This window comes from Paraburkholderia sp. BR14320 (assembly GCF_040948665.1).
Classification (GTDB): Bacteria; Pseudomonadota; Gammaproteobacteria; order Burkholderiales; family Burkholderiaceae; genus Paraburkholderia; species Paraburkholderia youngii.
Genome location: NZ_JBFPKG010000012.1, coordinates 62,915 through 87,392, shown reverse-complemented (window position 1 = coordinate 87,392; position 24,478 = coordinate 62,915). Strand labels below are relative to the sequence as shown.

20 protein-coding genes and 2 pseudogenes are annotated in these 24,478 nt (G+C 61.9%); 10 read left to right on the top strand and 12 right to left on the bottom strand.

Annotation, left to right across the window (positions count from 1 at the left end; all coding sequences use genetic code 11):
* Positions 1-2 precede the first annotated feature (2 nt).
* The 4 genes from AB3X89_RS14355 to AB3X89_RS14340 all read left to right on the top strand — a co-directional run bounded on the left by AB3X89_RS14355 (position 3) and on the right by AB3X89_RS14340 (position 4,653).
* On the top strand, positions 3-1,007 hold the full coding sequence (locus tag AB3X89_RS14355; RefSeq protein WP_368583881.1) for an alpha-ketoacid dehydrogenase subunit beta: 1,005 nt from the start codon (positions 3-5) through the stop codon (positions 1,005-1,007).
* A gap of 3 nt (positions 1,008-1,010) precedes the next feature.
* A complete protein-coding gene (locus AB3X89_RS14350; protein WP_368583880.1) occupies positions 1,011-2,120 on the top strand; it encodes an acetoin dehydrogenase dihydrolipoyllysine-residue acetyltransferase subunit in 1,110 nt (369 codons plus the stop codon).
* Between the two features lie 5 nt (positions 2,121-2,125).
* The gene (lipA, locus tag AB3X89_RS14345) at positions 2,126-3,106 is read left to right on the top strand and encodes a lipoyl synthase (RefSeq protein WP_368583879.1); all 981 of its coding nucleotides are present in this window, start codon (positions 2,126-2,128) and stop codon (positions 3,104-3,106) included.
* A gap of 149 nt (positions 3,107-3,255) precedes the next feature.
* Complete coding sequence (locus AB3X89_RS14340; protein WP_368583878.1) at positions 3,256-4,653, top strand: DNA-binding protein; 1,398 nt, start codon at positions 3,256-3,258, stop codon at positions 4,651-4,653.
* 90 nt (positions 4,654-4,743) lie between these two features.
* Here AB3X89_RS14340 and AB3X89_RS14335 read toward each other — a convergent pair whose 3' ends face one another.
* The 6 genes from AB3X89_RS14335 to AB3X89_RS14310 all read right to left on the bottom strand — a co-directional run bounded on the left by AB3X89_RS14335 (position 4,744) and on the right by AB3X89_RS14310 (position 11,166).
* A complete protein-coding gene (locus AB3X89_RS14335) occupies positions 4,744-6,156 on the bottom strand; it encodes a cytosine permease (RefSeq protein ID WP_368583877.1) in 1,413 nt (470 codons plus the stop codon).
* Between the two features lie 116 nt (positions 6,157-6,272).
* A complete protein-coding gene (locus tag AB3X89_RS14330; protein ID WP_368583876.1) occupies positions 6,273-7,742 on the bottom strand; it encodes an aldehyde dehydrogenase in 1,470 nt (489 codons plus the stop codon).
* Positions 7,743-7,754: 12 nt separating this feature from the next.
* Positions 7,755-8,792, bottom strand: a complete 1,038-nt coding sequence (locus tag AB3X89_RS14325) for an LLM class flavin-dependent oxidoreductase (RefSeq protein WP_368583875.1) — start codon at positions 8,790-8,792, stop codon at positions 7,755-7,757.
* A gap of 11 nt (positions 8,793-8,803) precedes the next feature.
* Entirely contained in the window at positions 8,804-9,775 is a 972-nt protein-coding gene (locus AB3X89_RS14320) for a flavin reductase (RefSeq protein ID WP_368583874.1), read from the bottom strand.
* Position 9,776: 1 nt separating this feature from the next.
* Positions 9,777-10,595 (bottom strand): alpha/beta fold hydrolase, encoded by an 819-nt coding sequence (locus AB3X89_RS14315; protein ID WP_368583872.1) that lies wholly within the window; start codon positions 10,593-10,595, stop codon positions 9,777-9,779.
* Positions 10,564-11,166 carry an amino acid synthesis family protein gene (locus AB3X89_RS14310; RefSeq protein ID WP_368583871.1) on the bottom strand — a complete coding sequence of 201 codons (603 nt, stop codon included), beginning with the start codon at positions 11,164-11,166 and terminating at the stop codon, positions 10,564-10,566. The genes AB3X89_RS14315 and AB3X89_RS14310 overlap by 32 nt, the downstream gene beginning before the upstream one ends.
* 234 nt (positions 11,167-11,400) lie before the next feature.
* Between AB3X89_RS14310 and AB3X89_RS14305 the strand changes: the two genes are divergently transcribed.
* Positions 11,401-11,694, top strand: a complete 294-nt coding sequence (locus AB3X89_RS14305) for a DUF1330 domain-containing protein (protein ID WP_368583870.1) — start codon at positions 11,401-11,403, stop codon at positions 11,692-11,694.
* A gap of 347 nt (positions 11,695-12,041) precedes the next feature.
* On the opposite strand, the gene AB3X89_RS14300 is transcribed toward AB3X89_RS14305, so the two are convergent.
* From AB3X89_RS14300 to AB3X89_RS14280, 5 genes and pseudogenes are all read right to left on the bottom strand, one after another.
* A complete protein-coding gene (locus AB3X89_RS14300; RefSeq protein WP_368583869.1) occupies positions 12,042-14,459 on the bottom strand; it encodes a mechanosensitive ion channel family protein in 2,418 nt (805 codons plus the stop codon).
* Positions 14,460-15,033: 574 nt separating this feature from the next.
* Entirely contained in the window at positions 15,034-15,978 is a 945-nt protein-coding gene (locus tag AB3X89_RS14295; RefSeq protein WP_368583868.1) for a hypothetical protein, read from the bottom strand.
* Positions 15,979-16,022: 44 nt separating this feature from the next.
* A complete protein-coding gene (locus AB3X89_RS14290) occupies positions 16,023-16,238 on the bottom strand; it encodes a hypothetical protein (RefSeq protein ID WP_368583867.1) in 216 nt (71 codons plus the stop codon).
* A gap of 301 nt (positions 16,239-16,539) precedes the next feature.
* Positions 16,540-16,814: pseudogene (locus AB3X89_RS14285) on the bottom strand (arginine-ornithine antiporter); the annotation flags it as partial.
* Positions 16,815-17,780: 966 nt separating this feature from the next.
* Positions 17,781-18,500 (bottom strand): TetR/AcrR family transcriptional regulator, encoded by a 720-nt coding sequence (locus tag AB3X89_RS14280; RefSeq protein WP_368583866.1) that lies wholly within the window; start codon positions 18,498-18,500, stop codon positions 17,781-17,783.
* A gap of 139 nt (positions 18,501-18,639) precedes the next feature.
* Between AB3X89_RS14280 and AB3X89_RS14275 the strand changes: the two genes are divergently transcribed.
* Both AB3X89_RS14275 and AB3X89_RS14270 read left to right on the top strand, forming a co-directional pair.
* Positions 18,640-19,899 carry an ATP-binding protein gene (locus AB3X89_RS14275; protein WP_368583865.1) on the top strand — a complete coding sequence of 420 codons (1,260 nt, stop codon included), beginning with the start codon at positions 18,640-18,642 and terminating at the stop codon, positions 19,897-19,899.
* 128 nt (positions 19,900-20,027) lie between these two features.
* The gene (locus AB3X89_RS14270) at positions 20,028-20,450 is read left to right on the top strand and encodes a hypothetical protein (protein ID WP_368583864.1); all 423 of its coding nucleotides are present in this window, start codon (positions 20,028-20,030) and stop codon (positions 20,448-20,450) included.
* 616 nt (positions 20,451-21,066) lie between these two features.
* Here the strand turns inward: AB3X89_RS14270 and AB3X89_RS14265 are convergent.
* Entirely contained in the window at positions 21,067-21,339 is a 273-nt protein-coding gene (locus tag AB3X89_RS14265) for a hypothetical protein (RefSeq protein WP_368583863.1), read from the bottom strand.
* Positions 21,340-21,849: 510 nt separating this feature from the next.
* Between AB3X89_RS14265 and AB3X89_RS14260 the strand changes: the two genes are divergently transcribed.
* From AB3X89_RS14260 to AB3X89_RS14250, 3 genes and pseudogenes are all read left to right on the top strand, one after another.
* Complete coding sequence (locus AB3X89_RS14260; RefSeq protein ID WP_368583862.1) at positions 21,850-22,203, top strand: BON domain-containing protein; 354 nt, start codon at positions 21,850-21,852, stop codon at positions 22,201-22,203.
* 304 nt (positions 22,204-22,507) lie between these two features.
* Positions 22,508-23,518: pseudogene (locus tag AB3X89_RS14255) on the top strand (glyceraldehyde-3-phosphate dehydrogenase).
* 247 nt (positions 23,519-23,765) lie between these two features.
* A complete protein-coding gene (locus AB3X89_RS14250) occupies positions 23,766-24,452 on the top strand; it encodes a GntR family transcriptional regulator (protein ID WP_368583861.1) in 687 nt (228 codons plus the stop codon).
* The last annotated feature ends 26 nt before the right edge of the window (positions 24,453-24,478 follow it).

Sequence of the window (24,478 nt, the reverse complement as noted above, 5' to 3'; positions counted from 1 at the left end):
TCATGGCACGGAAGATCACGTTTTCTCAGGCAATCAACGAAGCGCTGAGCCAGGAGATGGCGCGCGACGAAACCGTCATCGTGATGGGCGAGGACAACGCAGGCGGCGCCGGGTCCCCAGGCGAGCAGGATGCGTGGGGCGGTGTGCTCGGTGTGACGAAAGGGCTCTTTCACAAGTATCCGGGGCGCGTGCTCGACACGCCGCTATCCGAAGGCGGCTTCATCGGCGCGGCGGTCGGTGCGGCCGCATGCGGGATGCGTCCGGTGGCCGAGCTGATGTTCATCGATTTCATGGGCGTGTGCTTCGACCAGATCTTCAATCAGGCCGCCAAGTTTCGCTACATGTTCGGCGGCAAGGCAGTGACGCCGGTCGTGATTCGCACGATGCAGGGCGCGGGCCTGCGCGCGGCCGCGCAGCACTCGCAGATGCTGACATCGTTGTTCACCCACGTACCCGGCCTGAAAGTGGTGTGCCCGTCGACGCCGTACGACGCGAAGGGCCTGCTGATCCAGGCGATCCGCGACAACGACCCGGTCATCTTCTGCGAGCACAAACTGCTGTATGGCCGCGAGGGCGACGTGCCGGAAGAGTCGTATGCGATTCCGTTCGGCGAAGCGAACGTGGTACGGGAAGGCGACGACGCGACGATCGTCACCTATGGCCGGATGGTTCATCACGCGACCGATGCCGCAGAAAAGCTCGCGAAAGAGGGCATCCAGGCCGAGGTGATCGATTTGCGCACGACCTCGCCGCTCGACGAGGAAACGATATTGGAAAGCGCCGAGCGTACCGGGCGCGTCGTCGTGGTCGACGAGTCGAATCCGCGCTGCTCGATTGCGACCGATATCGCCGCGCTGGTCGCGCAGCGCGCGTTCCATTCGCTGAAGGCGCCGATCGAACTCGTGACCGCGCCGCATACGCCCGCGCCTTTCGCAGGCGTGCTCGAAGACCTGTATATCCCGTCGGCGGAAAACATCGCCGCGGCCGTGCGGAAAGTAAGGAGCTGAGCAATGCCGATTCACATGATCACGATGCCCAAGTGGGGGCTGTCGATGGAGCAGGGGCAGGTCAACGGCTGGCTGAAGGAGGTCGGCGAAAAGGTCGCGAAGGGCGACGAGATACTCGACGTCGAGACCGACAAGATTTCGTCGGGCGTCGAGTGCGCTTTCGACGGCACATTGCGCCGGCTGATCGCGCAGCAGGGCGACACGCTGCCGATCGGCGCGTTGCTCGGCGTCGTCGCGGACGCCGAGACGTCCGACGCCGACATCGATGCTGCCGTCGAGGCGTTCCAGCGCGACTTCGTGCCGGCCGCCGCGGATGCCGCGGACGCGGGACCGCAGCCGGAAAAAGCGCAGATCGGCGGGCGCACCGTGCGTTACCTGAAGATCGGCGACGGCGGCACGCCCGCGGTGCTGATCCACGGCTTCGGCGGCGATCTGAACAACTGGCTATTCAACCATGCGGATCTCGCCGCGCACCGCGCCGTGTGGGCGCTCGATCTGCCGGGGCATGGCGAGTCGGGCAAGGCGCTCGACACGGGCAGCCTCGACGAGCTGGCGGACAGCGTGATCGCGTTTCTCGATGACCGGGGCATCGAGCGCGCGCATCTGGTCGGCCATTCGATGGGCGGCGCCGTGTCGATGACGGTTGCCGCGAAGGCGCCCGAACGCGTCGCGTCGCTGGCCTTGATCGCGGGCGCGGGGCTCGGCGACGAGATCAACCGCGAGTACATCGAAGGCTTCGTCTCGGGCAGCAGCCGCAACACGCTGAAGCCGCATCTGGTGAAGCTGTTCGCCGACGGATCGCTGGTCACGCGGCAACTGGTCGAAGACATCGTCAAGTACAAGCGGCTCGAAGGCGTGAACGACGCGCTGCGCAAGATTGCGGCGTCCGCGTTCGAAGGCGGGGTGCAAAGCCGCGTCTATCGCGACCGGCTCGACACGCTCGCGCCGCGCACGCTGGTGATCTGGGGCGCGCAGGATCAGATCATTCCCGCCGTGCACGCGCAGGGGCTGCCCGCTCAGGTGCGCGTGCACGTGATCGACGGCAAAGGGCACATGGTGCAGATGGAGGCTGCATCGGACGTGAACCGCCTGCTCAACGAGTTCTTCGGATAACCGCGATGGACGCCGCTTCTCCTACCGACAGCTTCACGGCGCTTGGCCAGCATGGCAAGCGCAATCGCGACAAGCTCGCCCGCATTCCGGTGAAGATCGTGCCGGCGGACCATGCGGCCGTCTTGCCGAAGCCGCCCTGGCTGCATGCTCGGCCGATGATGAGCGAAACCGTCGCGGGCGTGGCGGCGGTGCTGCGCGAGCACAAGTTGCATTCGGTCTGCGAGGAGGCGATGTGTCCGAACATCGGCGAGTGTTTTGCGCAGCGCACCGCGACATTCATGATCATGGGAGGGATCTGCACGCGGCGCTGTGCGTTCTGCGACGTCGCGCATGGCCGGCCGCAAGCGCTCGACGACGACGAGCCCGCGCGACTCGCCGACGCTGTCGCGGCGCTCGGGCTGCGCTACGTCGTGATTACATCGGTGGACCGCGACGATCTGCGCGACGGCGGCGCCGCGCACTTCGCGCGCTGTATCAAGCTCGTGCGCGAGCGCGTACCGGGAATTCGCGTCGAAATCCTGACGCCGGATTTTCGCGGGCGCATCGAGCGCGCGCTCGATGCGCTGTCCGGGGCGTGGCCGGACGTCTTCAATCACAACATCGAGACGGTGCCGTCGCTGTATCGGGCGGCGCGGGCCGGCGCGGACTATCGCGGCTCGCTCGAACTGCTGTCGCGCGCGAAACGCCAGAACCCGGCGGTATTGACCAAATCCGGGCTAATGGCCGGCCTCGGCGAGACCGACGGCGAATTGCTCGCGACGATGCGCGATCTGCGCGCGCACGACGTCGACGTGCTGACGATCGGTCAGTATCTCGCGCCGTCGCGGTATCACATGCCGGTGCGGCGATATGTGCCGCCCGCGACTTTCGACATGCTGCGCGATGAAGGTTTGAAGATGGGGTTCGTCGAAGTGGTGGCGGGGCCGCTCGTGCGTTCGTCGTATCACGCGGATCGGACGCCGCAAGGCCGCGCGCCAATCCCGTGAATACCTCCCCGTAACCTCGGCTTTTCGACCGATTGGCCGCCAGCCAGGTAGCCGACAATTGGTGGCTATACGAGGCGAGTCCCAGCGCGCGGCTGCCTCCCGGACGACGAAACGGTATTCGTCACCACGTGCACTTTGTCGAGGCAGACATGTCAAGCAACATTACGATCACGGACGAACTCGTAGCTGAAATCGCAAACCGGATGGCCGACGAGGGCCAAAAGGTGTCCCCCGTAGCCATCTGGTCCGAAGTCCATAGCGGTTCGGTGGTCGCGGTGTCCGCGGCATTGCGCAAGTGGCGCGAAACGCGCGCCGCGCGGGTGCCGCAGGTCGTCGAACGTCCTGCTTTGCCGGAAACCGTGACGGACACCATGCGCGAAGCGCTCGACCGGCTGTGGACGTCGGCGCAGGACGAAGCGGAACGCTCGGTGGCGCGACGCCTCGCCGCGATGCGCCAGCGTGTCGAAGACGCCAGCAACGAGCGCGACGAAGCGCTCGCCGAACTGCAAACCACCGTCCAGGAACTGGATGCGCTGCAAGTCCAGCTGGACAAGATGACCCGAGCCTACGACGAGAAGGTCGATGCCGTGGCCGGGCTGGAAGAGGACATCGCGCTCGCGGTGCAACGCACCGACGCAGCCGAGAAGCGCGCGCAGGAGCTGGCCGAGCGCGTTTCGCACCTCGAAGCGGAACTGGAGCGCGCGGAACAGGCCGCCGGGCGTGGAGCGATTGCGGGCGACGGGAGCGATGGCGAAGGCGAGGTGGCGAGCGAGTCGGCTGAGCCGGTTGTCGAAACGCCGGCAGGCGAAGCAGAGCGCGCGGCGCAGGAAGCGGAGCATGCCGAAGCGGTCGCTCGTCTTCAGAGCGAGCTCGAAGCGATTCGCGCGGAGCTGCAGGCCGAGCAGGAAGCGCATGCGGCTCGACGCGAAGAGATCGCCGGCGCGCAGGCCGAACGGGATGCCGCCGCGCTCGAATTGCAGAATGCCCAGACGCAAATCGCCACCCTGAGCGATGAGCGCGATGCGGACGCCTCCGAAATCGCGCGGTTGTCGGCCAGCTTGTCCGAAGCGCAGGAACGTGCCGACGCGGAGCCGCAGCGCGCGGCCGAACTGGCCGAAAGCGCGGCGGCGAGCGAGAAGGCCGAGGACGTGGAATCGGCGTCGTCGGCGGGTGTCGACTCGCAGGAATTCGAAGCACTGAAGGCGCAGATGTCGCGCGATGCGGAAGCGCATGCCGCCGCGATTGCCGAAGCACGGGAGACCGTCAGGAAATGGTCCGACTACTCGAACGCACTGAAGCAGCAACTGACTCAGGCGAATGAAAAAATGGTGGTCGTTCTTGCCCGCGGCGCAGGCGAAGCGACCTTGAGCCGCCGGCTTTCCGCTGAACTCAGTCAGGTCAAGCCGGAGCATGAATTGCTGCGCAAGGAGATCCAGCAGCAAGTGATCGTCGAAACGATCACCGCTCACCTCGAGAAACAAGGCTACCGCTACGACGAGCAGACGGGTGCGGTGTCGAAGCTGAACACCGAAAGCTCGCCTGCGTGACGGGATCGTTGATGTGATGGCGCGCGTCGCGGGAATGGCGACGCGCAATGGGCTCGTAGGGAGGGCGGCGGCGTCGAAGGCTGGGTCCGCTCACTCGGAAGCGGGAACACCTGCCGGAGCAGTGTGGCGGGCGCGCGAGCCGTCGTTCGATGCAAACAGGTAGTAGGTCACTGCCGTCGCCACCAGTCCGACGATCCACGAAACGTCCGCGCCGCCCATGATCGATGCCCACGGACCGTGGAAGAAGCTCTCCTCCATGAACGGGACCTGAACCGCGATCCCGAAGATGTAAATCGCGATGGCCTTGAAATTGAACGAACCGTACACGCCGCCGTTACTGCTGATGATTTCCGACACGCGGTAGCGCCGGTTGCTGATCAGGTAGAAGTCGACGAGATTGATCGCTACCCATGGCGCGAGCACGATTCGCATCGCGAAGATCGCGGTCAGGAAGATCGCGATAAAGTTGCTCGAAGCCCACAACGCAGTGACGGTAGACGAAACCAGCAGCACCGTCGACACGATGATGCGAACGTTGCGGCCCGGCACCCAGTTTGGACGGAACGTTTGCGCGGCGGTAATGAACGACAACACGCCGCCATACAGATTCATGCCGTTGTGGCCGATGATATTGACCAGGAACAGCAAGATCAGCACGTAGCCGAACAGGCCGGTTTGCGTGCGGATGGCTTGCATCGCATCGGTGGCGTGGCTGGTGCTGATCGCAAGTACGCCGAACAGGAACGCGAAGATCGTGCCGAGCGACGTGCCGAAATACGTGAACGCGAAGGTCTTCATAAAGCCGGTGGTGGCCGGAAGGTAGCGCGAATAGTCGGACGTGTAGGGAGCGAAGCTGATCTGCCAGACGGCACAAAGTCCGAACATCGCGAACCAGTTCGACAGATCGAAATGGCCTTGCTGAAGAATTCGCGCGTCGAGACCAGGCGCCATCATGATCATGCCGATCAGCAGCGCGCCGCCCATGAACCATGCGCCCACCTTGTTGAAGCGGTGGATGAAGTGATAGCCGATAACGCCGACCAGCGTGGCGAGAATCGCGCCGAGCACGGTGCCAAGCGCCACCGGTACCGCAGGGACAGCGGTGTGCAGCGTCTTGCCCGCGAGGATGATGTTCGAGACGAAGAAGCCGAGGTAAATCAGCGTGGTGAAACCGACCACGAGCAGCGAGCCATAACGGCCGAACTGCGCGCGGCTTTGAATCATCTGCGGCACGCCGACGAGCGGGCCTTGCGCGGAGGTCAGCGCATGGAAGACCGCGCCGAAGAACTGGCCGGCGGCGATCGCGAGAATCGAGCTCACCACATCGAGGTGAAAGACGAGTACGGAAGTCGCACCGGAAATCACCGCGAGCGGCGCGACGTTCGTGCAGAACCACAGGGTGAAAAGATCGACCGGTTTGCCGTGCCGATCCGACGGAGCGACGTACTCGATCGAGTTGCTTTCAATGGCCAGAACGCTGTTGTCGTTCGACGGGCTTTTCATAGTGTCTCCATCTTTATCGCACAGGCGTGCGCGATGCCACGTTCGATAGACGTGACATGGCGTTGCCCTCTATGGCTTTGAAACGGTGCTGCGGGGGAATGGACCGCGCGTTGGACTCAGCGCATCACGAACGGATCGCTGATCGGTTCGTCCGAGGTGCGCAGCCATACCGACTTCGTCGTCGTGTATTCGAGCGCCGCGGCCAAGCCGCCTTCGCGGCCGTGGCCAGACAGGCCGAAGCCGCCGAACGGCACCAGCGGCGACACCGCGCGATAGGTGTTGATCCACACGATCCCCGAGCGTACGCGCTTCGACACGCGATGCGCGCGAGTCAGGCTGGTGGTGAAAATGCCCGCGGCGAGACCGTAGGCCGTGCTGTTCGCCTTGTCGATCGCTTCCTGCTCGGTGGTGAACGTATCGACCGAAAGAACCGGCCCGAACAGCTCCGTCGTGATGCTGTCGGCGTTGCTTACGCCGGTGCAGTCGAGAATCGTCGGCGCGTAGTAGTAGCCGTCGCGCGCGAGCGCGTTGCCTCCGGCGAGTACCCTGGCGCCCTGGCGTACCGAGTTCGCGACGACCTTCTCGATGTTGCGCAGTTGCCTCTCGGTGCAAAGCGGTCCGTACTCGGTCGACATCTCGTTGGGCGAACCCACGCGGATGCGCGATACACGCTCCACCAGCAGGGCGAGAAACCGCTCTTTCACGGAGGCTTCGATCAGCAGCCGCGAGCCCGCCACGCAGCTTTGGCCGCTCGCCGCGAAGATGGCCGCGACCTGCGCGTTCACGGCGCTCTGGATATCGGTATCGGCGAACACGATGAAGGGCGACTTGCCGCCCAGTTCGAGCGACACCTTCGCGAGGTTGTTCGATGTATTCGACACGATGTGCCGCGCAGTTTCCGGGCCGCCCGTGAACGCAACCTTGTCGACCTTCGGATGGCCGCTGAGTACCGCGCCGCATTCCGGCCCGAAGCCGGTGATCACATTGACGACGCCCGGCGGGAAGCCGGCTTCGTGCACCAGCTTCGCGAATTCGAGCAGCGGCCCCGGCGCTTCCTCGGACGCCTTGAGCACGACCGTGCAACCGGCGGCGAGCGCCGGTCCGAGCTTGACGGCGGACAGGAACAACTGGCTGTTCCACGGCACGATCGCGGCGACCACGCCGACGGGCTGCCGTTCGAGCCAGACCTGCATGTCAGGCTTGTCGACGGGAATGCTGCTGCCTTCGAGCTTGTCGGCGATGCCGGCGTAGTAGCGGTAATACTCGGCGACGTAGGTGATCTGGCTGGAGGTCTCGCGAATGATCTTGCCGGTATCGTTCGTTTCAATTTCAGCGAGTCGCGGCGCAGCCTGTTCGACGAGCCCGGCCAGTTTGTACAGCAGCTTGCCGCGCGCCGACGCGGTGAGGCCGGCCCACGCGGAATCGGTGAGCGCGCGATTGGCCGCCTCGACCGCGCGGTTGACCTGCTCGGTGCGTGCTTCGGGCATCTGCGCCCATGCTTTGCCGGTGGCCGGATTCACGCTCGCGAACGTGGCCGCGCCGGGTTCGAACTGTCCGTCGATATACAGCTGAAAATGCGAATCCATGGCGTCGGCCCCTTACCGGAATGCAGGCATCACGTCGTTGATCATGCGTTCGAGCGATGCCTTCTTGCGCTCGAAGCTCATGCCCGTGTCGATCCAGAACGAGTACTCGTCGAAGCCGAGTGCCTCGTATGCCCTTAGGCGCGCGATCACTTCCTCGGGCGTGCCGATCACGTTGTTCTTGCGCATCGCCGCGGGCGTATAGAACGGATGAGCAGCGATCTCTTCCGGGCTCAGCGTCTTGATCATGCCGCGGCTTACCGGTCTCTCGTTCTTGAACCACGCGCCGAAGTAGTTGTAGAACGTGTTCACTTCGTCGGCGGCGATCTGCGCGTCGTTTTCGCTGCTCGCCACATACGTGTGACGCAGCAGCATGATCTGCGGGCGCGGCAGGTTGCTGAACTTCTTGCACGCGGCGTTGAAGTGGCCAACCAGCTTCTCGACCTCTTCGTCGCCCAGATGCAGTGGCGTCACCTGCACGTTGCAACCGTTGGACACCGCGAACTCGTGGCTGTTCGGATCGCGCGCGGCCACCCAGATTGGCGGGTGCGGGCGCTGCAGCGGCAGCGGCGAAGACGTCGTGGCAGGGAATTTCCAGAATTCGCCTTCGTGCGCGTAATCGCCTTCCCAAAGCTTTTTCACGGCCGGGATCAGTTCGCGCATGCGTTGACCCGCGCCCCACGCGTCGAGCCCCGGATGCAGGCGTTCGTATTCGAACGAATACGCGCCGCGCGCGATGCCCAACTCCAGCCGGCCGTTCGAAATGATGTCTGTCATCGCGGCTTCGCCGGCCAGCTTGATCGGGTGCCAGAACGGCGCCACCACCGTGCCGGTGCCGAGCCTCACGTGCTTCGTCTTGTTGGCGAGGTCCGCGAGATTGATGAACGGATTCGGCGCGATCGTGAAGTCCATGCCGTGGTGCTCGCCGGTCCAGACGGCGTGCATGCCGCCGCGATCGGCAATCTGGCAAAGCTCGACCATTTCGTCATACAGCTGCTTCTGACTGGTCTGCTCGGAGACGCGCTCCATGTGAACGAAGAGGGAAAATCGCATGATGTGACCTTTCAGGAATGAAGCGGGCGGACTGTGCCGTTGCTATGGTCGCCGAAGTACAACCCGTAGCTCTTCAACTGGCTTTCCTTGCGGTAGCGGTGCAGCATGCTGGCCAACGCGCTGTCCTGCAACGCTTGCGTGTCGATGTCGTCGAGGCTGATGAATTTGCCCGAAGCGTGACCCGAAGCGGCGCGTTCATCCGGTGCGCTGCACAGGAACGAGATGTACTGGTATTGGGTTTCGGTGTTGTTGTAGGTCGAATAGATGAAGCTTGCCGATGCGTCGGGCTGGTACTTCTCGAAGATCTCGGCGAGTGCCTTGTCGGCGCCTTCGTTGCCGATCTGTTTCGACGGGAGTCCCCATTTGTCGTCTGCTGTTTTGACGAGCAGCACTTTGTCGTCGCGCGCGATGATCGCGCTGACGATCACCTTCGGGCCCGCGATGACTTCGGCCGACACTCTGGCCGGCGTGAAATAGCCGCCGCGGTAGTAGCCGAGACCCGCGCAGCCGGCCGAATGGAACGCCTCGACCTTGCCGACGATCAGCGCATGGTCGCCCGCGTCGATCACCGCGTGCGTCGTGCAGTCGAACCACGCGCTGACGTCGTCGATCAGCGGGTTGCGGTTTTGGCTCAGATGCCAGGCCACGTTGGCGAAGCGATCGTCGCTCGGTCGCGCGAAAATGTTGGACAGATCTTTTTGCCCTTCCGCGAGGATGTTGATCGCGAAGTGCCCGCTGGTGGAAAACGTCTGAAAGTTGCTCGACGTCTTCGCGATGCTCACCAGCAGCAATGCGGGGTCGAGCGAAACGGACGAAAACGAATTGGCGGTGAAGCCGAGCGGCTTGCCGTCGTCACTCGCGGTGGTCACGATCGTCACGCCGGTCATGAACGCGCCGAACGCGTCGCGCAGCTCGCGCGTGTTGAGTTTCGGCGCTTCCTGGCTAGCTACCTGACTAACATGCTGGCTCGTCTGTTGGCTCATTTCACACTTCCAATTCGTGGTCTTGCGTCTGCGGCGTCGTCTGCAACCAGGCACGCAGGGCGCGATTGACTTCGCGAGGCGCGGTCAGATTCACCATGTGTCGCTCGTTGTCGATCACGACCGCGTGGCCGTGACGGGCGGCTTGCGCCATCTGTCTGGCCATCGCCGGGGTCGAGTTCGGATCGTCGGAACCGGTGAGCACGAGAGCAGGGCGGGCGATTGTGTTCCAGCCGTCGGCATATACGTCGTCGCCGTTCGCGAAGGCCGTATAGGCGGTCGCGTAGCCACACAGGTCCGCCGACTTCAGCCACGACTCGACCCGTTGCGCGGCAACCCGTTGCGATTCCTCGGCCGTGAACCAGCGCTGCAACGGTGTTGCCACATCGACGGCGCCCGAGCGCAGTTCGGCCGCGCGACGCAGCACGGCATCGCGCGCTTGCGCGGTGCGCCGATACACACCGTTCAACACGGCGACGCGCTTGACCAGATCGGGCCGCGTGACCGCGACGCCCGCCGCGATCAACGAACCCATCGAGTGACCGGCCAGATTGACGGGGCCCATATCCAGCGCCTCGATGAAACTCGCTGCCCACTCGACGAACTGTTGCAAGCCGGCGCCCGGTTCGAGCGGATCGCTTCGACCGTGGCCGGGCATATCGACCGAGATCACCCGGAACTCGGGCGACAGCGCTTCGATCTGCGGATACCACGCGTGCGCCTGCATGCCCACGCCGTGGATCAGCACCAGCGGTTCGCCGCTGCCCTGCTCCAGATAGTGCGCGACGCGCTTATTTGACAGCTGCAGGGTTCTTGACGTCATTTCCGAGCTCTGCGAGGTCTTTGTAGCGATCGCCAATGCGGTGATGCGGACGGCCGCCAGTAGCAGCGCCAATCGCGATCACGAGTTGGTCTGCGGCCGGCGCGTCCGCAATCGCAAACTGCAGCGTCAGATAGTGCGAACGGCGGCCTTCGTCGTTCTTGTCCATCATCGGGATCAGCAGCGGCGCATTGGCGGGGCCGCGCGTGTTGTTGAACGCCAGATACGACTTCGCACCGACGGCCGAGCGATACGTGTTGCCGAAGTGCAGTGTGTGGATCAGCGCGGACGCGTGCTCGATCTCGCCCGCAAGGCCGACGATCGCGCTCTTGCCGAACGCTTCGACCGCTTCGCCGGAACCGGCTTCGTCGATGATCAGCCTGGTCAGGTGCTCGCTCAGTTGCGGCGCGAGCGCGCGAATCTCCGGCGACAGGTCTTCCACATAACCGCGGCCCGCCCACGGGTTCTTGATCACGGCGGCCGCGCCGATCATTTTCAGCGGCTTCGCGGCGACCTTGTCGCCGTCGACGAAGACGGTCTCGACATGGAGGATGGATTTGCGAATCAGGCTCATGGCAGCTTCCTGCGTGGGTTGGATGTGTGAGGCATTGTGGTATACCATGTTACGGCATGCCATGAGTGTTAACCCGCGGCGTCGGCGGAAGCCGCGTCGGGCGGGGAGAAGGGCGTTTTTGCGAGGGATTTGACGGCGAGCAGCGACGCCAAAAACACGCAGCGCGCGGTTTGTCAGACCATCAAGGAAGCGGCAGGCATTGCGCAAACCATTCCGGATTTAGAAGGAGGAGATATGGCTGCATATTGGATCGCCCACGTAACCGTGCTCGACGCGGCGAAATACAAGGGCTACACGGACATCGCACCGCAGGCGTTCAACAAGTACGGCGCGGTGTTTCTCGCGCGCGGCGGCGCGTCGGAGGTGCTGGAAGGCGAGTCGTTCGAGCGGCACGTCGTGATTCGCTTCAGGGACATGCAAACGGCGCTCGACTGCTATCACTCGCCGGAGTATCAGGCCGCCAAACAGAAGCGCGATGGACATTGCCGGGCGCAGATCACGATCGTCGAGGGCTTGGTGGATGTTTGAAAACAAAACGTGTCCTGACGCAAATGGCTAAGTCACCGTTTGTATGAATATTCGTTCTTCCTCGCAATTCCCTCGTTGCAAAAAAATGGTCTAGGCGCGCGGCGCGCTGCAAAAACGGATTTGCAAATGAAATCTGTACTGACGTCCTTGGGGCGTGCCGCGCAGGCAGGCACGCAGCAAGTTCTTATCGGGGAAAGCTGCCAGGGTTCGCTTTGCGATGACCTCCTCGCCTGCCGGCATCAGTTCGGATATCGATGTACGTGCTGACTGTACTGTCAAGGCGGGGAGGGTGGCCAGCCCTTCACCACCGTCACGTTGGACAGGAAATCTTCATCGCCAGGCTCGCCTCAATTACGGATCTCACCCTCGCGACGGGGAGCGGTTGACGATGCAGAAACAGCCTGCCCGCCAGGTTTCCCGGGAGGGGGCGGCTGCCGCAGTACGTGGAGTTCCGGTAGGGCAGCGCTATCCGGCCGGGGCGGGGCCGCACTGCCTGCGCTTGCCGCTTGCGGACCCTCTCCGTAGGGGAGATCGTCGGTTTGCAGCGACAGGTTGGTCTCTTCCGACGACGTATGAAGCTGCATTTGCGGCAATGGGATCTCGATGCCGGCCGCATTCATCTTAAGCTTGAGCCTTGCGTTGAACGCGCGGGAGATGCTCCACTGCTGCAGCGGTCGAGTCTTGATCTGCCCTTTCACCACTAGCCAGTTGGTGTCGAAGCGCTCGAGCCCCCACACCTCGATCGGCGCGAGTATCTCGTCGCGGAAGCGATAGTCTTCGATCAAATCCGTGCCCACTTCCGCGATGATGCGCGTGACTTGATCAATGTCAGCAGAGAACGGCACTCTTACTTCGAAGACCGCGTTGGCGAAGTCGCGGGACAGGTTCTTCACGATCTTGATCTGCGAAAACGGAATCGTGTGGACCGCGCCCTGCCCGTCGCGTAACCGGACCGTGCGGATCGTCAGATCCATGACGATGCCCGCATGGCCGCCATCGACGTCGATCCAGTCGCCGACGGAGATGGTCTCCTCGACGATGATGAAGAGCCCCGTGATCAGGTCAGTGACGAGCGATTTCGCCCCGAAGCCGAATGCAAGACCGATTACGCCTGCGCCCGCGAGCAGGGGCGTCAGATTGATGCCCAGGCTGGCCGCGCCGATGATGGCGGCCAGGGTTGCCACCGTCGCAAGGGTTGCATTGCGCACCAGCGGCAACATCGTACGCGCACGAACGCCGGGCTCCAGTGCCTTGTTGCGTGAACTGCTCGGGCCTAGAACCTCGAGAATGACCGTGTCGACGAGAATCCAGACGAACCATGCGCCGAAAACGGTCGCGATGACTGTAAAAAGCGCATGTCTGAAACCGGGTGTCATCGCACTTCGTTTGACCAGCCTTGCAATCGGGCCACTCCACAGAACCAGTTCGAATCGAATGTACGCGAGCCACATCACGAGAACGAGCAGCGAACTGGCAAAGCGCAGGAGCCGCATCAGGTGTGGCGCGCGGCGCTCGGCGCGGCTGTCCATTCGACGCGTCAGGTGCGGCAGCAGCACCGACGCAAACAGCGTGAGCACGAGCAACAGCGCGCTGAGCAGCGACGGCTGCCATACGTTGCCCTCGTCGCTGCGTCCAGCAATGGTGGCGACGACCGAAGCGACTGCAATCAGCAGTATCGGGATGTGCCACAGCGAGGCGAGGATATCGAGCGCTTCGGTGGCAAGTTTGTGGTCGCGTCTTCGCGAATAAGGTCGATTGCGAATCAGATGCGTGACGGGGCGGCGGTATGCAAGCGCGAAGTAACCGCTCAAAACGGCCGCCGCCATGTTTGCGAAGCTCGACACGATGCCGGCAACATTCGGGCCGACAATGCGCGTCACGTCAGGGTCGGCCATTGCGTCGCCGAGCGCGCCGAATGCCCCTATCGCGAAGATCGGCAAGAGGCCGCCCGCCAGCAACTGCCGCACTGCGACACGCCGGTGTGCCGTGCTAAACGCCGAAATCACGACCACGCAGAGCACCCGGAAGGTTATACCCACGACGATCGCGTAGGCGATCACGAGTCCGAGCGTACGGCCAATGGCTTCGGGCATGCTCTGCCCAAATAGCAGTACCGCTACGAACGCGATGATCCATGGCCCTGTCTTGCGCAGCGTGAAGCTCAACAGGTCCACGAAACTCGGATCCGCAGCTAGTGTGACGTCCCGGCCATAGTGCGCAAGCACGCGCCGCTGCAAGTGGACTAGCAGCGCGGCATACGCGCCCCACCCCGCAAGCGTCGAGGCGATGCCGAGCAAAGCCTGGCCGAGTGTTTCGCCCCTCCCGCCCATGACCAGGGCTCGCAGTTCGCTAGCGGCCGAAGCAAAACGTGCCGCCCAGAAGTGCAGCGGTGTCCGGCCTTCGTTCAGATTCGTTTCGACCGACGCAATGCCCGATGCGATCACGCCGAGAAGAGCGCCATTAGTCTGCGCCGACGCCGCAACGGGTGCCGGAGCTTGTGTCCCGTCGCGGAGTCCCTTCAACTGGGCGATAAGCGCTTCGCGCCCTTTCTCATTCTCAAGCGTGACGATCAGGGTGTTCAGCGAACGCGTAAGTTCTGCCTGACTGGCGGGCGAAGGTGCAGAAGCGGCCTGTGGCGCCGAGGGCGGCTGTGTAGAGGCACCCGTCATAGCGGTGACGCTGCTTTGCAGCGGGGCAGGCAAGGGCGCTGCTGCGGCCGCGCGGACCCATGCTGGCAGCAGCGCGAGGATGCCAATCAGCATCATGCATGCGCGAGCACGCCGTGTGGTTCGTCCTGCCGTTCCGCCCATCCTTGGTGTATGCGACGGAGCAGCTACAGCCCCGAGAGTATTCGGCGCGGAAAGAGGCCGGGCGTGGCCAGATTGACGCCGCATGAACGCGTTCATGGACATCCTTCAGGAAGGTCGCCACCAGTACGGTGCCGCGTAGTCGGGTGCGTTCGCGCAGCAGACATTAGAAGTGACTCTTTTCCCCCTCGAGAAAATCAGTGCCTCGCGTGCTGCAGTGCGACGCCCTGTGTTTTTGCGGCGACGAGAGAAGGCAAAATGCGCGTCAGACGTTGAACGCTCGAGAAGCGGTAGCCTCCGACTTCCATAACGAATGCCATCGACATGAGCGAACCTGTTTCCAGGAGGGCGATCCTGACAAGACATTTAATGATTGACTGCCGGGCAAATTGCGTGCACGGCGACGTTCGATCGTCTTCGGAGTCTTACCGTACACGGTCAAGCGGGCAAAACCAATGGGACCAAAGTCCGATAGCAGCCCGGCGCTGCACTTTTTACCGCGCTGGACCTTGCGGTCGGCTCGTCGGACCCGCTAGAAACTCATCGCGAATCCGAACGACACGCCGTGCACGTTGCGACCGAACACGTAGCGCACCATCGCGCGCGTGCGGGTGACGATGACGGGATACCTGCTGCTATCGAGTTCGAGGCCGACTCCCAGCGACGTGAGGTCGTTGAAACCCAGCACCCCGGCGCTGTCGCCGAAATAGTGCGAGTAAGCGGCTTCGAGCACATAGCGGACTGGCCGGTCCAGCGCGTGCCAGCCGGTGGGCGCGCGCCAGCGTGTCCATAGGCTCACTTGCTGGGCCGTGGCCGAGCCCTGAACGGCCTGCGATGAAGCGCCGAAACTGCGCAGGTAGATATCGGTCGCCCGCAATTCGGCGTCGATTTCGTAGTTTTCGCGGTAGTGCTCGTAGTCGAGCATCAGGGAGCCGCCATAGCCGTAGGCATTGAGCGAGCCGTTCTCGAGGAACTGCAGGTTGCTGTCGGTGACGTGATTGAACAGCGTCTGCCCCACCTTCAGGTCGCTCGACACGCGCCCGATCGTACCGTTCAGGATCGGGCGGAATGCCAACTCGTCGGTGATGCGGAAATCCCAGCCCAGGCCGACCGTGCCGCTGAAGGTGTTCCACTTGGTGGGCACCGCACGCTGCTGGGCGCCATCCGTGGCGATGAAAATCGGATCGTAGCGGCTGTAGGCGAGCGTGCCCTCCATGTACAACGGAAACGACCTGCTGAGCGTGAAGCCGCCGCCGAATTGCGTCTGCCCGAAGCCGGGATTACCGGTCAGGCCGTTATTGACCGACAGATTGCTGGTCGTGACGTCCGGGACCGTCGTGTAGCTCATGATCGCGAGCACAGCGTCCGCGTGCTGCTTTACATTGCCGCCGATCACAGTGTTGATCGAAGATCGCGCTGGGGTCGTCTGGGCAATCACGAGGCCGGGTAGCAGGAGCAAGGACAGAGCGACACACATCCGTGACGTGTGAAGAGTCCGATGTAACGGCAGTGCACGCATTCTTAAGCAACCTGGCCGGTTCTCCATGATGAGTAGGCATCGACACCCCGGGCCTGCCTCTGAGCTGCCTGTTCATTGCTGAAGTTGCATGAGCCCTTGAGGGCTTGCTCGAGGGCGATCGAAATGTTGACCGGCTTGCCAAGGGGAATGGATGGGGTATTGCAGCCGGCACCGAGAAACGGCAATAGAAGTAGGGAAAGAGAAACATAGGTGGGCATGGCGATCTCCTGCCGAGACTCATACGATACCGGTCTGCCGGACGATCGATTTCAGGATCGGACAGCCACTGGCCTGCTAGATTCTGGAGAGAGAATGCCCACGAGCACCGCGTTTCCCAGCAAGTTGTCTGGTTGGCGTCGTGTATGTGTCGGGCAGCACGTGCGCGCCACTGAGGAAGTCGATGTGGCTTGTGGCGGATGTATTCCACGGAGCAGATCCGCATCAGTGACGTTCCCGCTCTGCGGGAAGTGAGCGTGCGCCAATACGTTTTCCCCTCAGTGCTCAATAGAAAGTCACGCCAGTCACGAGCATCATGTTGCGAACCTGGTTCGTCACGCTGCCGAGATTGGGGTTCAGTTGACCCCAGAAGTCGGCCGTGAAGGTTCCGCTACTGAAGCCTTCGCAAATGCATAGACCCCGCCGTTGAGTTCGGGCTTGCGCAAGGCTAGCGCCTGGAACACGAATGCAAGCATCAGCATGCCGACCGCGGTAATTGTCCAGCCGATCAGCACGGCGCCGGCATCCGCACTGGCCGCCATGTTCTGTGGCAGTGAAAAGATGCCGCCGCCCACCATCGAGCCTACGACGAGGGCAGTGAGCGCGCCGAGGCGCAGCTTGTTCGCTGAGGCGGGCGTCGCGGCGCTTTCGGGTGTCGGGGCGGCACGAGGCGTGGACGTCGAATCGGACATGGATGGTCTCCGGTACAAGCCGGTCGCGCCGCAGACTCGCGTTGCACCGACCAGTGAAAGCGCTTTCTTGTGTGAGGAGTGCGCGAATTTCCTGAAGCAAAAATGGAAAGCGCGCCTGATCGCGTTTCAAATCTGCTAGGGAACGACACGGCTCACAATAGGACCTTGGTCCAATAGGGCAAAGCTTTTGGTAGAAGTCGCTACTGCTGGCGTGTGTTCTGGAAATACAAGAATTGCGCGGAAAGTAAGGAGCGGTATTTCGAGGGGTATGCAAGACCGATTTGTATGAACGCCGGTCATGTCTTTCTCCGGCAGCAAAGTGGACGACACCGCTTTGTGAGACCAGGTACGCCTCAGTTACTCCCGTTTCTCACCATTTACATCGAAGCACCGAATGGCCTTTCAGGATGACCGAACCGATCAATCGAATGATTATCGGACCAATACTTGCCGGAACCGGAGGCCTGCGGCCGCAAACGGAGATGCAATTGGCAAATCTACGGCTGCTTTCAGTGGAGAAACCGCCATTTGAAATGGCCCCGCGTTGGCATGCGTGAATAGCAGTTAGCGGCCGCGTTGCGACCCGCTACGGGGTGCGGTTTCATGCGAGATAGGCGACGCCGCCCGCTCGGAAGATGTTGGGGAGGTCATAGCAATGACAGCCTCCGGGCGTAATGGCCGTCGGCGTCTGCATGCTGATCGAACTCCCATGCTAGCGCAGAAATTGGCCGCTAAGAGAGCGCGTTGATCGCACTGTGTGCGATTCTGAGTAAGGTCGCCTTTTGCCACAAAACCTGTGCGCTCATAATCTTACGCCGATAGCTCTTAACGTATCGCTCCCGTGCGTCCTTTTCATTCAGATGATACTGTCTTCGATTTCCGGGAATGGCTACGCACGATTCTGACCGCGTTTTCGGCGCGGGAGCGAGCGCTCTTCAAGGATGCAACACGCGCCTCGCCGAGTGCGATCATGGCGTCGGTGAGTTGTTCCATTTGCGTGTCCATTGATCTTTCGTCGCCAGACTGCAAGGAAATAAAGGCACCGTCAAAGCCAAGCATGCCAAAGTGAGCAACGTCGTCGACGACTTCTGATGCCCGGGTGTCGTCCTGAACGCTGAAAGCGTTCTGGACCAACTCTCGCATATAGCCGCGGCCCTCGTTGCGGACTTTGATAACCATCCGCAGAGCTTCAGGTTCCGCGGCCTCGTTGCTCATGACCAGGACGAGCATCAATCGCAGGAAGTTTTCCCGAGTCTTAAACACCTCGCCCGCCTTTTTGAGGTACCACCTTAGCCGCTCACGCGGTGTGCCACCTTCAGGTGGATTCCGGTGAGCTTCCTGCATGGCTGCGAAAAAGCCCCGGGCCCCCTGAGCCATCACTTCGGCCAGCAGTCCGGCTTTAGAGCCAAAGTGATGGTAGATCGCACTCTTCGGGATGCCGGTTGCATTGACAAGGGCGGACATTGAAGTGCCGGCATAACCGTAAGCGGACATCACACGCGATGCCGCGTCGAGGATTTCCTGGCGCGATCGCCGACCTCGACGATTGGTCGTCTTTTGCCGCTTTTCCATTGAACGATGATAGTCCCTAAAGTTATGAACCGAGCAGTACATTTCTTATGGCTTACCCTGGTGTTGGCTTGTGGACCTATTGGTACACTTTCAAGGTGCCCAAGGCGGTCATTTCACGGACCGGCGTATCGGGAGAAACATGAGAAACGAAAAGCTCACTGTGACTGACTCGATGACACCGCGTGCGGTTGCCGCTTTGCGTGAGTGGTTGATACGGATGACACGATCCGGCCTGAGACACGCGGTGAAGCCGACGATGCAGAAGAGACATCAGGCGTTATCCGACCCACAAGATCTCCTCGCGCAGAGCCTGCATAGCATTCTTGAGGTGGTGCCCGCGGTCGCGCTGGTACTCGATAAGTCTCATCACGTTGTCTGGGCCAATGGAAGGGCGACCCAGGTACTTGGTTACGCGCTCGATGAAATGTCGGGTATGCAAATCGAGTCAATTCTCGTTCCTTCGCCCCGCGACAACCGCCCGATTTCGTTTGCCGCAGAGAGGGTCCTGCAAGGTTTGTCTCAAAGCACTACGTGGTCGGCCGTTGCGCGCACAAAGAGCGGAAGAGAACTTCAGGCTCAGGTCAGCATGTCTGCTTCGCTGGCGATCGAACCGGAGCCGCGGGTGGTGATCGTTATTGAGCCGCAAGGAGTGGATGCAACGGATGTGCTGGCGCGCGGCGACCTGGAAGGCATCCCGCTGCGCACGAGCACGGCGGATCTCGGCGACCTGGCTGCCGCGCTGGGCCACGAAGTCGATCAGCCGCTCACCGCCATTCTCAGCAATGCCCAGGCGGCACAGCGGTTTCTCGCGCAAACGCCACCGGCTCTCGGCGACCTGCGCGAGTTGTTAGCGGACGTTGTTGCCGACAGCGAGCGTGCGCACGCCATCGTCCGCAAGATGCGTCGGTCCGCCAAAGGCGAACCAACCGCAACGAGTCTGGTTGACCTGGGCAGCCTCGTGCGTGAAGTCATTCGACTGTTGCGTCGCGAGACGCAAGCGCGCGGTGCAACGGTTTGCGCCAGCGTTGCAGACGGGCTGCCGCGGTCGCGCGGTGATGTCGTTCAACTCCAGCAGGTGCTCGTCAACCTGCTGCTCAACGCGCTCGATGCTGTGCGCGACTGCCGCGCGGAGCATCGCAGGATTGATGTTACGGTTTGTGCCAGTGACGATCGCAGCAAGGTATGCATCGCGGTGATAGACGAGGGCCCGGGTGTGGATGCGGACCGCTTCGAGACGCTGTTCATGCCGTTCGTCACCTCCAAACCGCGAGGGCTCGGTCTTGGACTTGCCATCAGCCGGACCATCGTCATGGCGCACGGCGGTCGGTTATGGGTCGAGCGCAATGCCGGGCGCGGCCTGACGTTCCATGTCGAACTTCCTACACAACCGGGATGCTGAGAACGGGGTTTTGCAATATAACGGAAAACGCGCCTGCGCCCAGGACGTGTGCAACGCCCTGCGTGGCTCGCTGGGATCAAGCAACTACAGCGTGCAGGCCTACGGTGTCACTCGGGCTGACGGGTCGGATGAACAAGCTAATTGAGGACGAGCTTGGCGCGCCGGAGAAGACCGTCAAGATTCATTGGGCACGGGTGACGGAGAAGACGAACCTGGAGTCGCTTGCAGAGTTGGTATGCCGGCAAAGAAAGGCGCGGAGTTTGCCGCTGTTGCACGCGAGGTTGTCACGGCGCTGGGAGCCGGCAACCCGCACACCGCGGTTCAGTGGCGCATTACAGATTGTGCGGCGAGCGTTACGCGCCATGCTGGGTATCAGCCAGGTCCAAATTGCGCGGCGTGACGTGCGCGCCGGGGAAACGGTCGCGGCGCGGCTTTCGGTCCCGCGCAAGCGGCTGAGTGCGAGCGCGGCCCCACTGACGATGCAGCGCGAGTCTGGCCTAAGCCAGATCCCGTCGTCATGCACGCCACGAACGCTTTCGCACAGCGCGTGACGGATCGGCACTGTCCGGGCATTGACCTGAGGAGTGAGACGGATGAGAAATCGGTATCCAGCAATCAAGCTGCCTGAGTCGGTGTTGCGCTACGCAAGGGAGCTAGCAGACACAGGGACCTACGCGGACTGGATCGCAATCTCCCAGCCCCTGTGTGCTCGATATGGGGAACACCGAAGCGCCCGGTTGCTGAGCGACCCCGCCGTTCGCGATGAGCTTGACCGGCGCTGCAATTTCGCGTCGCATCAGCGACAACAGCAACATGTGAATCCTCCGGGGATGCTTCCATGACGATACTGGCGGACGGGCCAGGTCGCGTCATGCCTCTTTCATGTATTCGCCCAGCATGGTGGATGACACTGAGGGATTACCGTCCCGCGCAAGAATGGCAGTGGATTCCTGGTAGCTGCCCACAACAGAATAGCATTCGCACGAGAGAGAGCGATGCTGCTGCAGGCGTCTGCCGAACGTCGGATCTTATAAAGGCAGTGTCGCCCGAAGAGACCCAAACACTGCGAGACACCCGAACACTTCGCCGGCGTGTCGGGAGTCTGCCGCCATTTGGACTTCCTTGACGAAAGAACATTGACTTACGGGAAAGATCGGCGAGCTCGGCCTATTCGCCAACTCCCTGGTGTGCTGCCGCTATTGCAGCATCACGCTCCTTTCCGGCTGCTGTCTTTTTCTCATCGAAAACTTTCTTTGCAGCGGCTACCTTCTTGTTGTAAACACGATTAGCTGCTGCAACCTGTTGGTGCATCCGCACGATTTCGTCGGGATGCTCTGTGGTCGCAGGCGCATTGCTTGCTGAATTGTCCTGGGCCCATACGTACGAATTCGATAGCACTACAACGAAGATGGCTGAGGCCGCAAATGCTGAAATCCTCATGATCTACTCCGGTGCGAGTTTGTGGATATGTCGCCGCCCTAAAGGTCGGTTGAATATCAACCTATACGACCACCTGCATGAAGCCAATGGGACTAAAGACCGATGGTGCTCACGAAACTCTAGTTAGGCGCGCAGTTCTTCCACGGACTCACGGACCGGAAAGGTGTGAAGGCCAACACGACCGCATGTCTGCGCGTGATCACTTCGGGGCTCGTGGCGTGCACCTTCATCCAATTCGGCATCACACTCGCGGCTCTGCTCGGCATGCTTCGTCTGACACATCGCTCGAATATGAGACCAAAGTCCAATAGCGTGCAGGCCACAGAGGAATTATTTTTGGCGTACACCCGGCAGCGATCGCCGGAGACCTGATTGTCGCTCTCTGATCGGATGTGCTGTCTGGACGTCGTCACAGACGGGCCGAGATGAAGATTGCGATTGGCGGTACGGCTGCGGCGCGTCGCGGGTCGGCGCGTGACTGCGGATGCCGCGTCAATAAGGGAGAAAGCCATGAAAGTAAACAGAACACTCAAGCTGGCTAGTGGAGCATTGATCGCTGTCGCATCCATCAACGCATGGCCGCAAGGAAACGAGTCCGCCGCCACGTCCACGGAATCGGGCACGACGGCGGCTCCATCGAAGTCGGACATTAGAAAAGCGAACGGAGCCCTCAGCAAAAAGGTGCTGCGCGCGCTTACAAAGGGTGGGGTCGACACCTCGCACTTCACAGTGCTGGTCAAAGGTAGTGCGGTGACGCTCGCAGGGCATGTCCCGGATAATTACCAGATCGAAAAGGCCGGCAACATTGCGAAGGACGTTCCCGGCGTTACGTCGGTGACGAATGCCCTGGCGATTCACGACTGACACTATTGTTTTCCGTCGTGTGAATCGTAAATTGCGTTACATGAATCACTATTTCCATAGAACGGATGCTTGAAGGATTTGAATGAGCGCTGTCCTTGGTGCTATTCAATCGGTCTGCAACTCAATGAACGTCGCATGAGCGGCGTGAGGATAGCTGCTCGTGGCTCACGCGCAGCAGGGATTTCTGAACGCCCGCTTCACTTTTGACAGCCGCTAATTGCTGCGAGCTTTATCGTCCAGGGCCGGTGCACACGTGCACAGTCATATAACGATATCGACGTGGACCGCCGCTGTCCTTGCAACGATCACGGCTCTGTCCTTTGACGCGTGCGCCGACGAAAAGCAGCCGCTCAGTTTTACCGATCCTGATGATGGGAAACTCGACATGAGCGATTTCCTCATCAAACACAAAGGCGCGTTACCCGTGCCGGTCGTGATCACCGAACCGGCCGTTGGCTATGGCTTCGGACTTGGGCTGCTGTTCTTTTCCGGGCCGATTGGCGAATCAGGCGCGACGGATTCGACGGGCCAATCTGCCAACCGTGGTCCGCCGAACGTCACGGCGCTGGGTGGTCTGTACACGCAGAACGGCACCTGGGCCGTGGCGGCCGCTCATTTCCACACGTGGGACGACGACCGTTTCCGCTACCTCGGCGCGGTCGCGAAAGTCGACGCGCATCTCGACTACTTCGGTCTATCCGGGCAGCCAAGGGCCTACACCTTGCTGGGCGCGGGTCTGCTTCAGCAGTTTCTTGCGCGCATTGGCAATAGCCGCTGGTATGCGGGCGTGCGTTATGTGTTCTTCGATGCTTCGTCGAACTTCGCGGGCGGAGTCGTTCCCACCGAGGTGCGCAACTTCCAGTAGGATCAGCGGATCGGCGCCGGCAGTCTGATCGTGGACTATGATTCGCGCGACAACATCTTCTATCCCGGCTCCGGCAGCTTCGCCGAACTCGAGAGCCAATTCGCGCGCACGGGCTTCGGCGGTACGCAGAATTACATTCCGTTTTATGCGCAGCCGTACGTCGATTTGCGTGGAGTGCAGAAGGGCCGTTACCAGGACCGCAATGCGATCTCGATCGAGGCGGAGTTGCGGTGGGATCTTACGCCGCGTTGGTCAGTTCTAGGTTTTACTGGCGCCGGCAAGGCCTACGGGCGACTGGAGAGCTTCTCCCAAGCTCAGGACGTCCAGAGTGTCGGCGTCGGGTTCCGATATCTGATTGCGCGCAAGCTCGGCGTTTCGATTGGTATCGACATTGCCCACAGCAAGGATCAGAACGCGTTCTACGTACAGGTCGGCAGCGCATGGCGTTGAGACACGACGCGATCGCGCCCTTCGTCATGGTCATCGATACGGAAACGATCGATCGCTACGAGGAAACCAACCCGTCAGGGCAGGCCAGAATCCGAAACAGGTTTCCTTTGCAAAGAACCCCTGGGCAGAACCACTGGGCGGCTGATTGTGCCCTCGTGTGCAAGCCTGGACGCCGGATAAGTCATAATATGGCATTCCACGCCCGCGCCCTTGGTGGGGGCCTTCGTCCATCGTCCCACTGCCGCCTATGCACGACCTCAAAATCGACCGCAATGTCAAAACCTTGCGTGAGCTCACGCTCGACAAACTGCGCGCCGCGATAGTCCAGGGATATTTCCGGCCGGGCACCCGTCTCGTCGAACGCACGCTGTGCGACGAGCTTGGCGTGAGCCGCACTGTCGTGCGCGAGGTGCTGCGGCATCTGGAGACCGAAGGCTTGGTCGAGATCGTCGCGCGGCAAGGTCCGATCGTCGCGCGGCTCGACCCCGCACAGGTCGGCGAGATTTACGAATTGCGCGGGCTGCTCGAAGCGAACGCCGCGCGGGCCTGCGCCGAGAACGCGACGCCAGAAGTCGTGCGGCAACTGCGCGAGATCCGCGCAGTCATCGAAGACGCGTTCGAGAAACGCGATCTGCCGCGCGTGCTGGAGTACACCGAGCGCTTCTACGAAACGCTGTTCGAAGCCGCCAACAAACAGGTGTCGCTGGCGGTCGTCACGTCGCTGAACGCGCGCATCAACCGGCTGCGCGCATTGACCATCGCAACGCCGGGCCGCGGCAGCGACTCGAACCGCGAGATGAACCTGCTGCTCGACGCGATCGAGCGGCGCGACGGCGACGCGGCTTCCGCAGCGTCGTTCGCGCATATCAAGCGGGTGTCGGAACTGGCTTTGACGGTTCTTGCGGAGCAGAACGAAGCGACCGGCGACGCCTAAACCCCATCCGCAGCCGCCCCATCAAG

Excerpts from the sequence above, each read along its gene's own strand:
- AB3X89_RS14355 (WP_368583881.1), top strand. The coding sequence starts at position 3 with ATGGCACGGAAGATCACGTTTTCTCAGGCAATCAACGAAGCGCTGAGC.
- AB3X89_RS14350 (WP_368583880.1), top strand. The coding sequence starts at position 1,011 with ATGCCGATTCACATGATCACGATGCCCAAGTGGGGGCTGTCGATGGAG.
- lipA (WP_368583879.1), top strand. The coding sequence starts at position 2,126 with ATGGACGCCGCTTCTCCTACCGACAGCTTCACGGCGCTTGGCCAGCAT.
- AB3X89_RS14340 (WP_368583878.1), top strand. The coding sequence starts at position 3,256 with ATGTCAAGCAACATTACGATCACGGACGAACTCGTAGCTGAAATCGCA.
- AB3X89_RS14335 (WP_368583877.1), bottom strand. The coding sequence starts at position 6,156 with ATGAAAAGCCCGTCGAACGACAACAGCGTTCTGGCCATTGAAAGCAAC.
- AB3X89_RS14330 (WP_368583876.1), bottom strand. The coding sequence starts at position 7,742 with ATGGATTCGCATTTTCAGCTGTATATCGACGGACAGTTCGAACCCGGC.
- AB3X89_RS14325 (WP_368583875.1), bottom strand. The coding sequence starts at position 8,792 with ATGCGATTTTCCCTCTTCGTTCACATGGAGCGCGTCTCCGAGCAGACC.
- AB3X89_RS14320 (WP_368583874.1), bottom strand. The coding sequence starts at position 9,775 with ATGAGCCAACAGACGAGCCAGCATGTTAGTCAGGTAGCTAGCCAGGAA.
- AB3X89_RS14315 (WP_368583872.1), bottom strand. The coding sequence starts at position 10,595 with ATGACGTCAAGAACCCTGCAGCTGTCAAATAAGCGCGTCGCGCACTAT.
- AB3X89_RS14310 (WP_368583871.1), bottom strand. The coding sequence starts at position 11,166 with ATGAGCCTGATTCGCAAATCCATCCTCCATGTCGAGACCGTCTTCGTC.
- AB3X89_RS14305 (WP_368583870.1), top strand. The coding sequence starts at position 11,401 with ATGGCTGCATATTGGATCGCCCACGTAACCGTGCTCGACGCGGCGAAA.
- AB3X89_RS14300 (WP_368583869.1), bottom strand. The coding sequence starts at position 14,459 with ATGATGCTGATTGGCATCCTCGCGCTGCTGCCAGCATGGGTCCGCGCG.
- AB3X89_RS14295 (WP_368583868.1), bottom strand. The coding sequence starts at position 15,978 with ATGTGTGTCGCTCTGTCCTTGCTCCTGCTACCCGGCCTCGTGATTGCC.
- AB3X89_RS14290 (WP_368583867.1), bottom strand. The coding sequence starts at position 16,238 with ATGCCCACCTATGTTTCTCTTTCCCTACTTCTATTGCCGTTTCTCGGT.
- AB3X89_RS14280 (WP_368583866.1), bottom strand. The coding sequence starts at position 18,500 with ATGGAAAAGCGGCAAAAGACGACCAATCGTCGAGGTCGGCGATCGCGC.
- AB3X89_RS14275 (WP_368583865.1), top strand. The coding sequence starts at position 18,640 with ATGAGAAACGAAAAGCTCACTGTGACTGACTCGATGACACCGCGTGCG.
- AB3X89_RS14270 (WP_368583864.1), top strand. The coding sequence starts at position 20,028 with ATGAACAAGCTAATTGAGGACGAGCTTGGCGCGCCGGAGAAGACCGTC.
- AB3X89_RS14265 (WP_368583863.1), bottom strand. The coding sequence starts at position 21,339 with ATGAGGATTTCAGCATTTGCGGCCTCAGCCATCTTCGTTGTAGTGCTA.
- AB3X89_RS14260 (WP_368583862.1), top strand. The coding sequence starts at position 21,850 with ATGAAAGTAAACAGAACACTCAAGCTGGCTAGTGGAGCATTGATCGCT.
- AB3X89_RS14250 (WP_368583861.1), top strand. The coding sequence starts at position 23,766 with ATGCACGACCTCAAAATCGACCGCAATGTCAAAACCTTGCGTGAGCTC.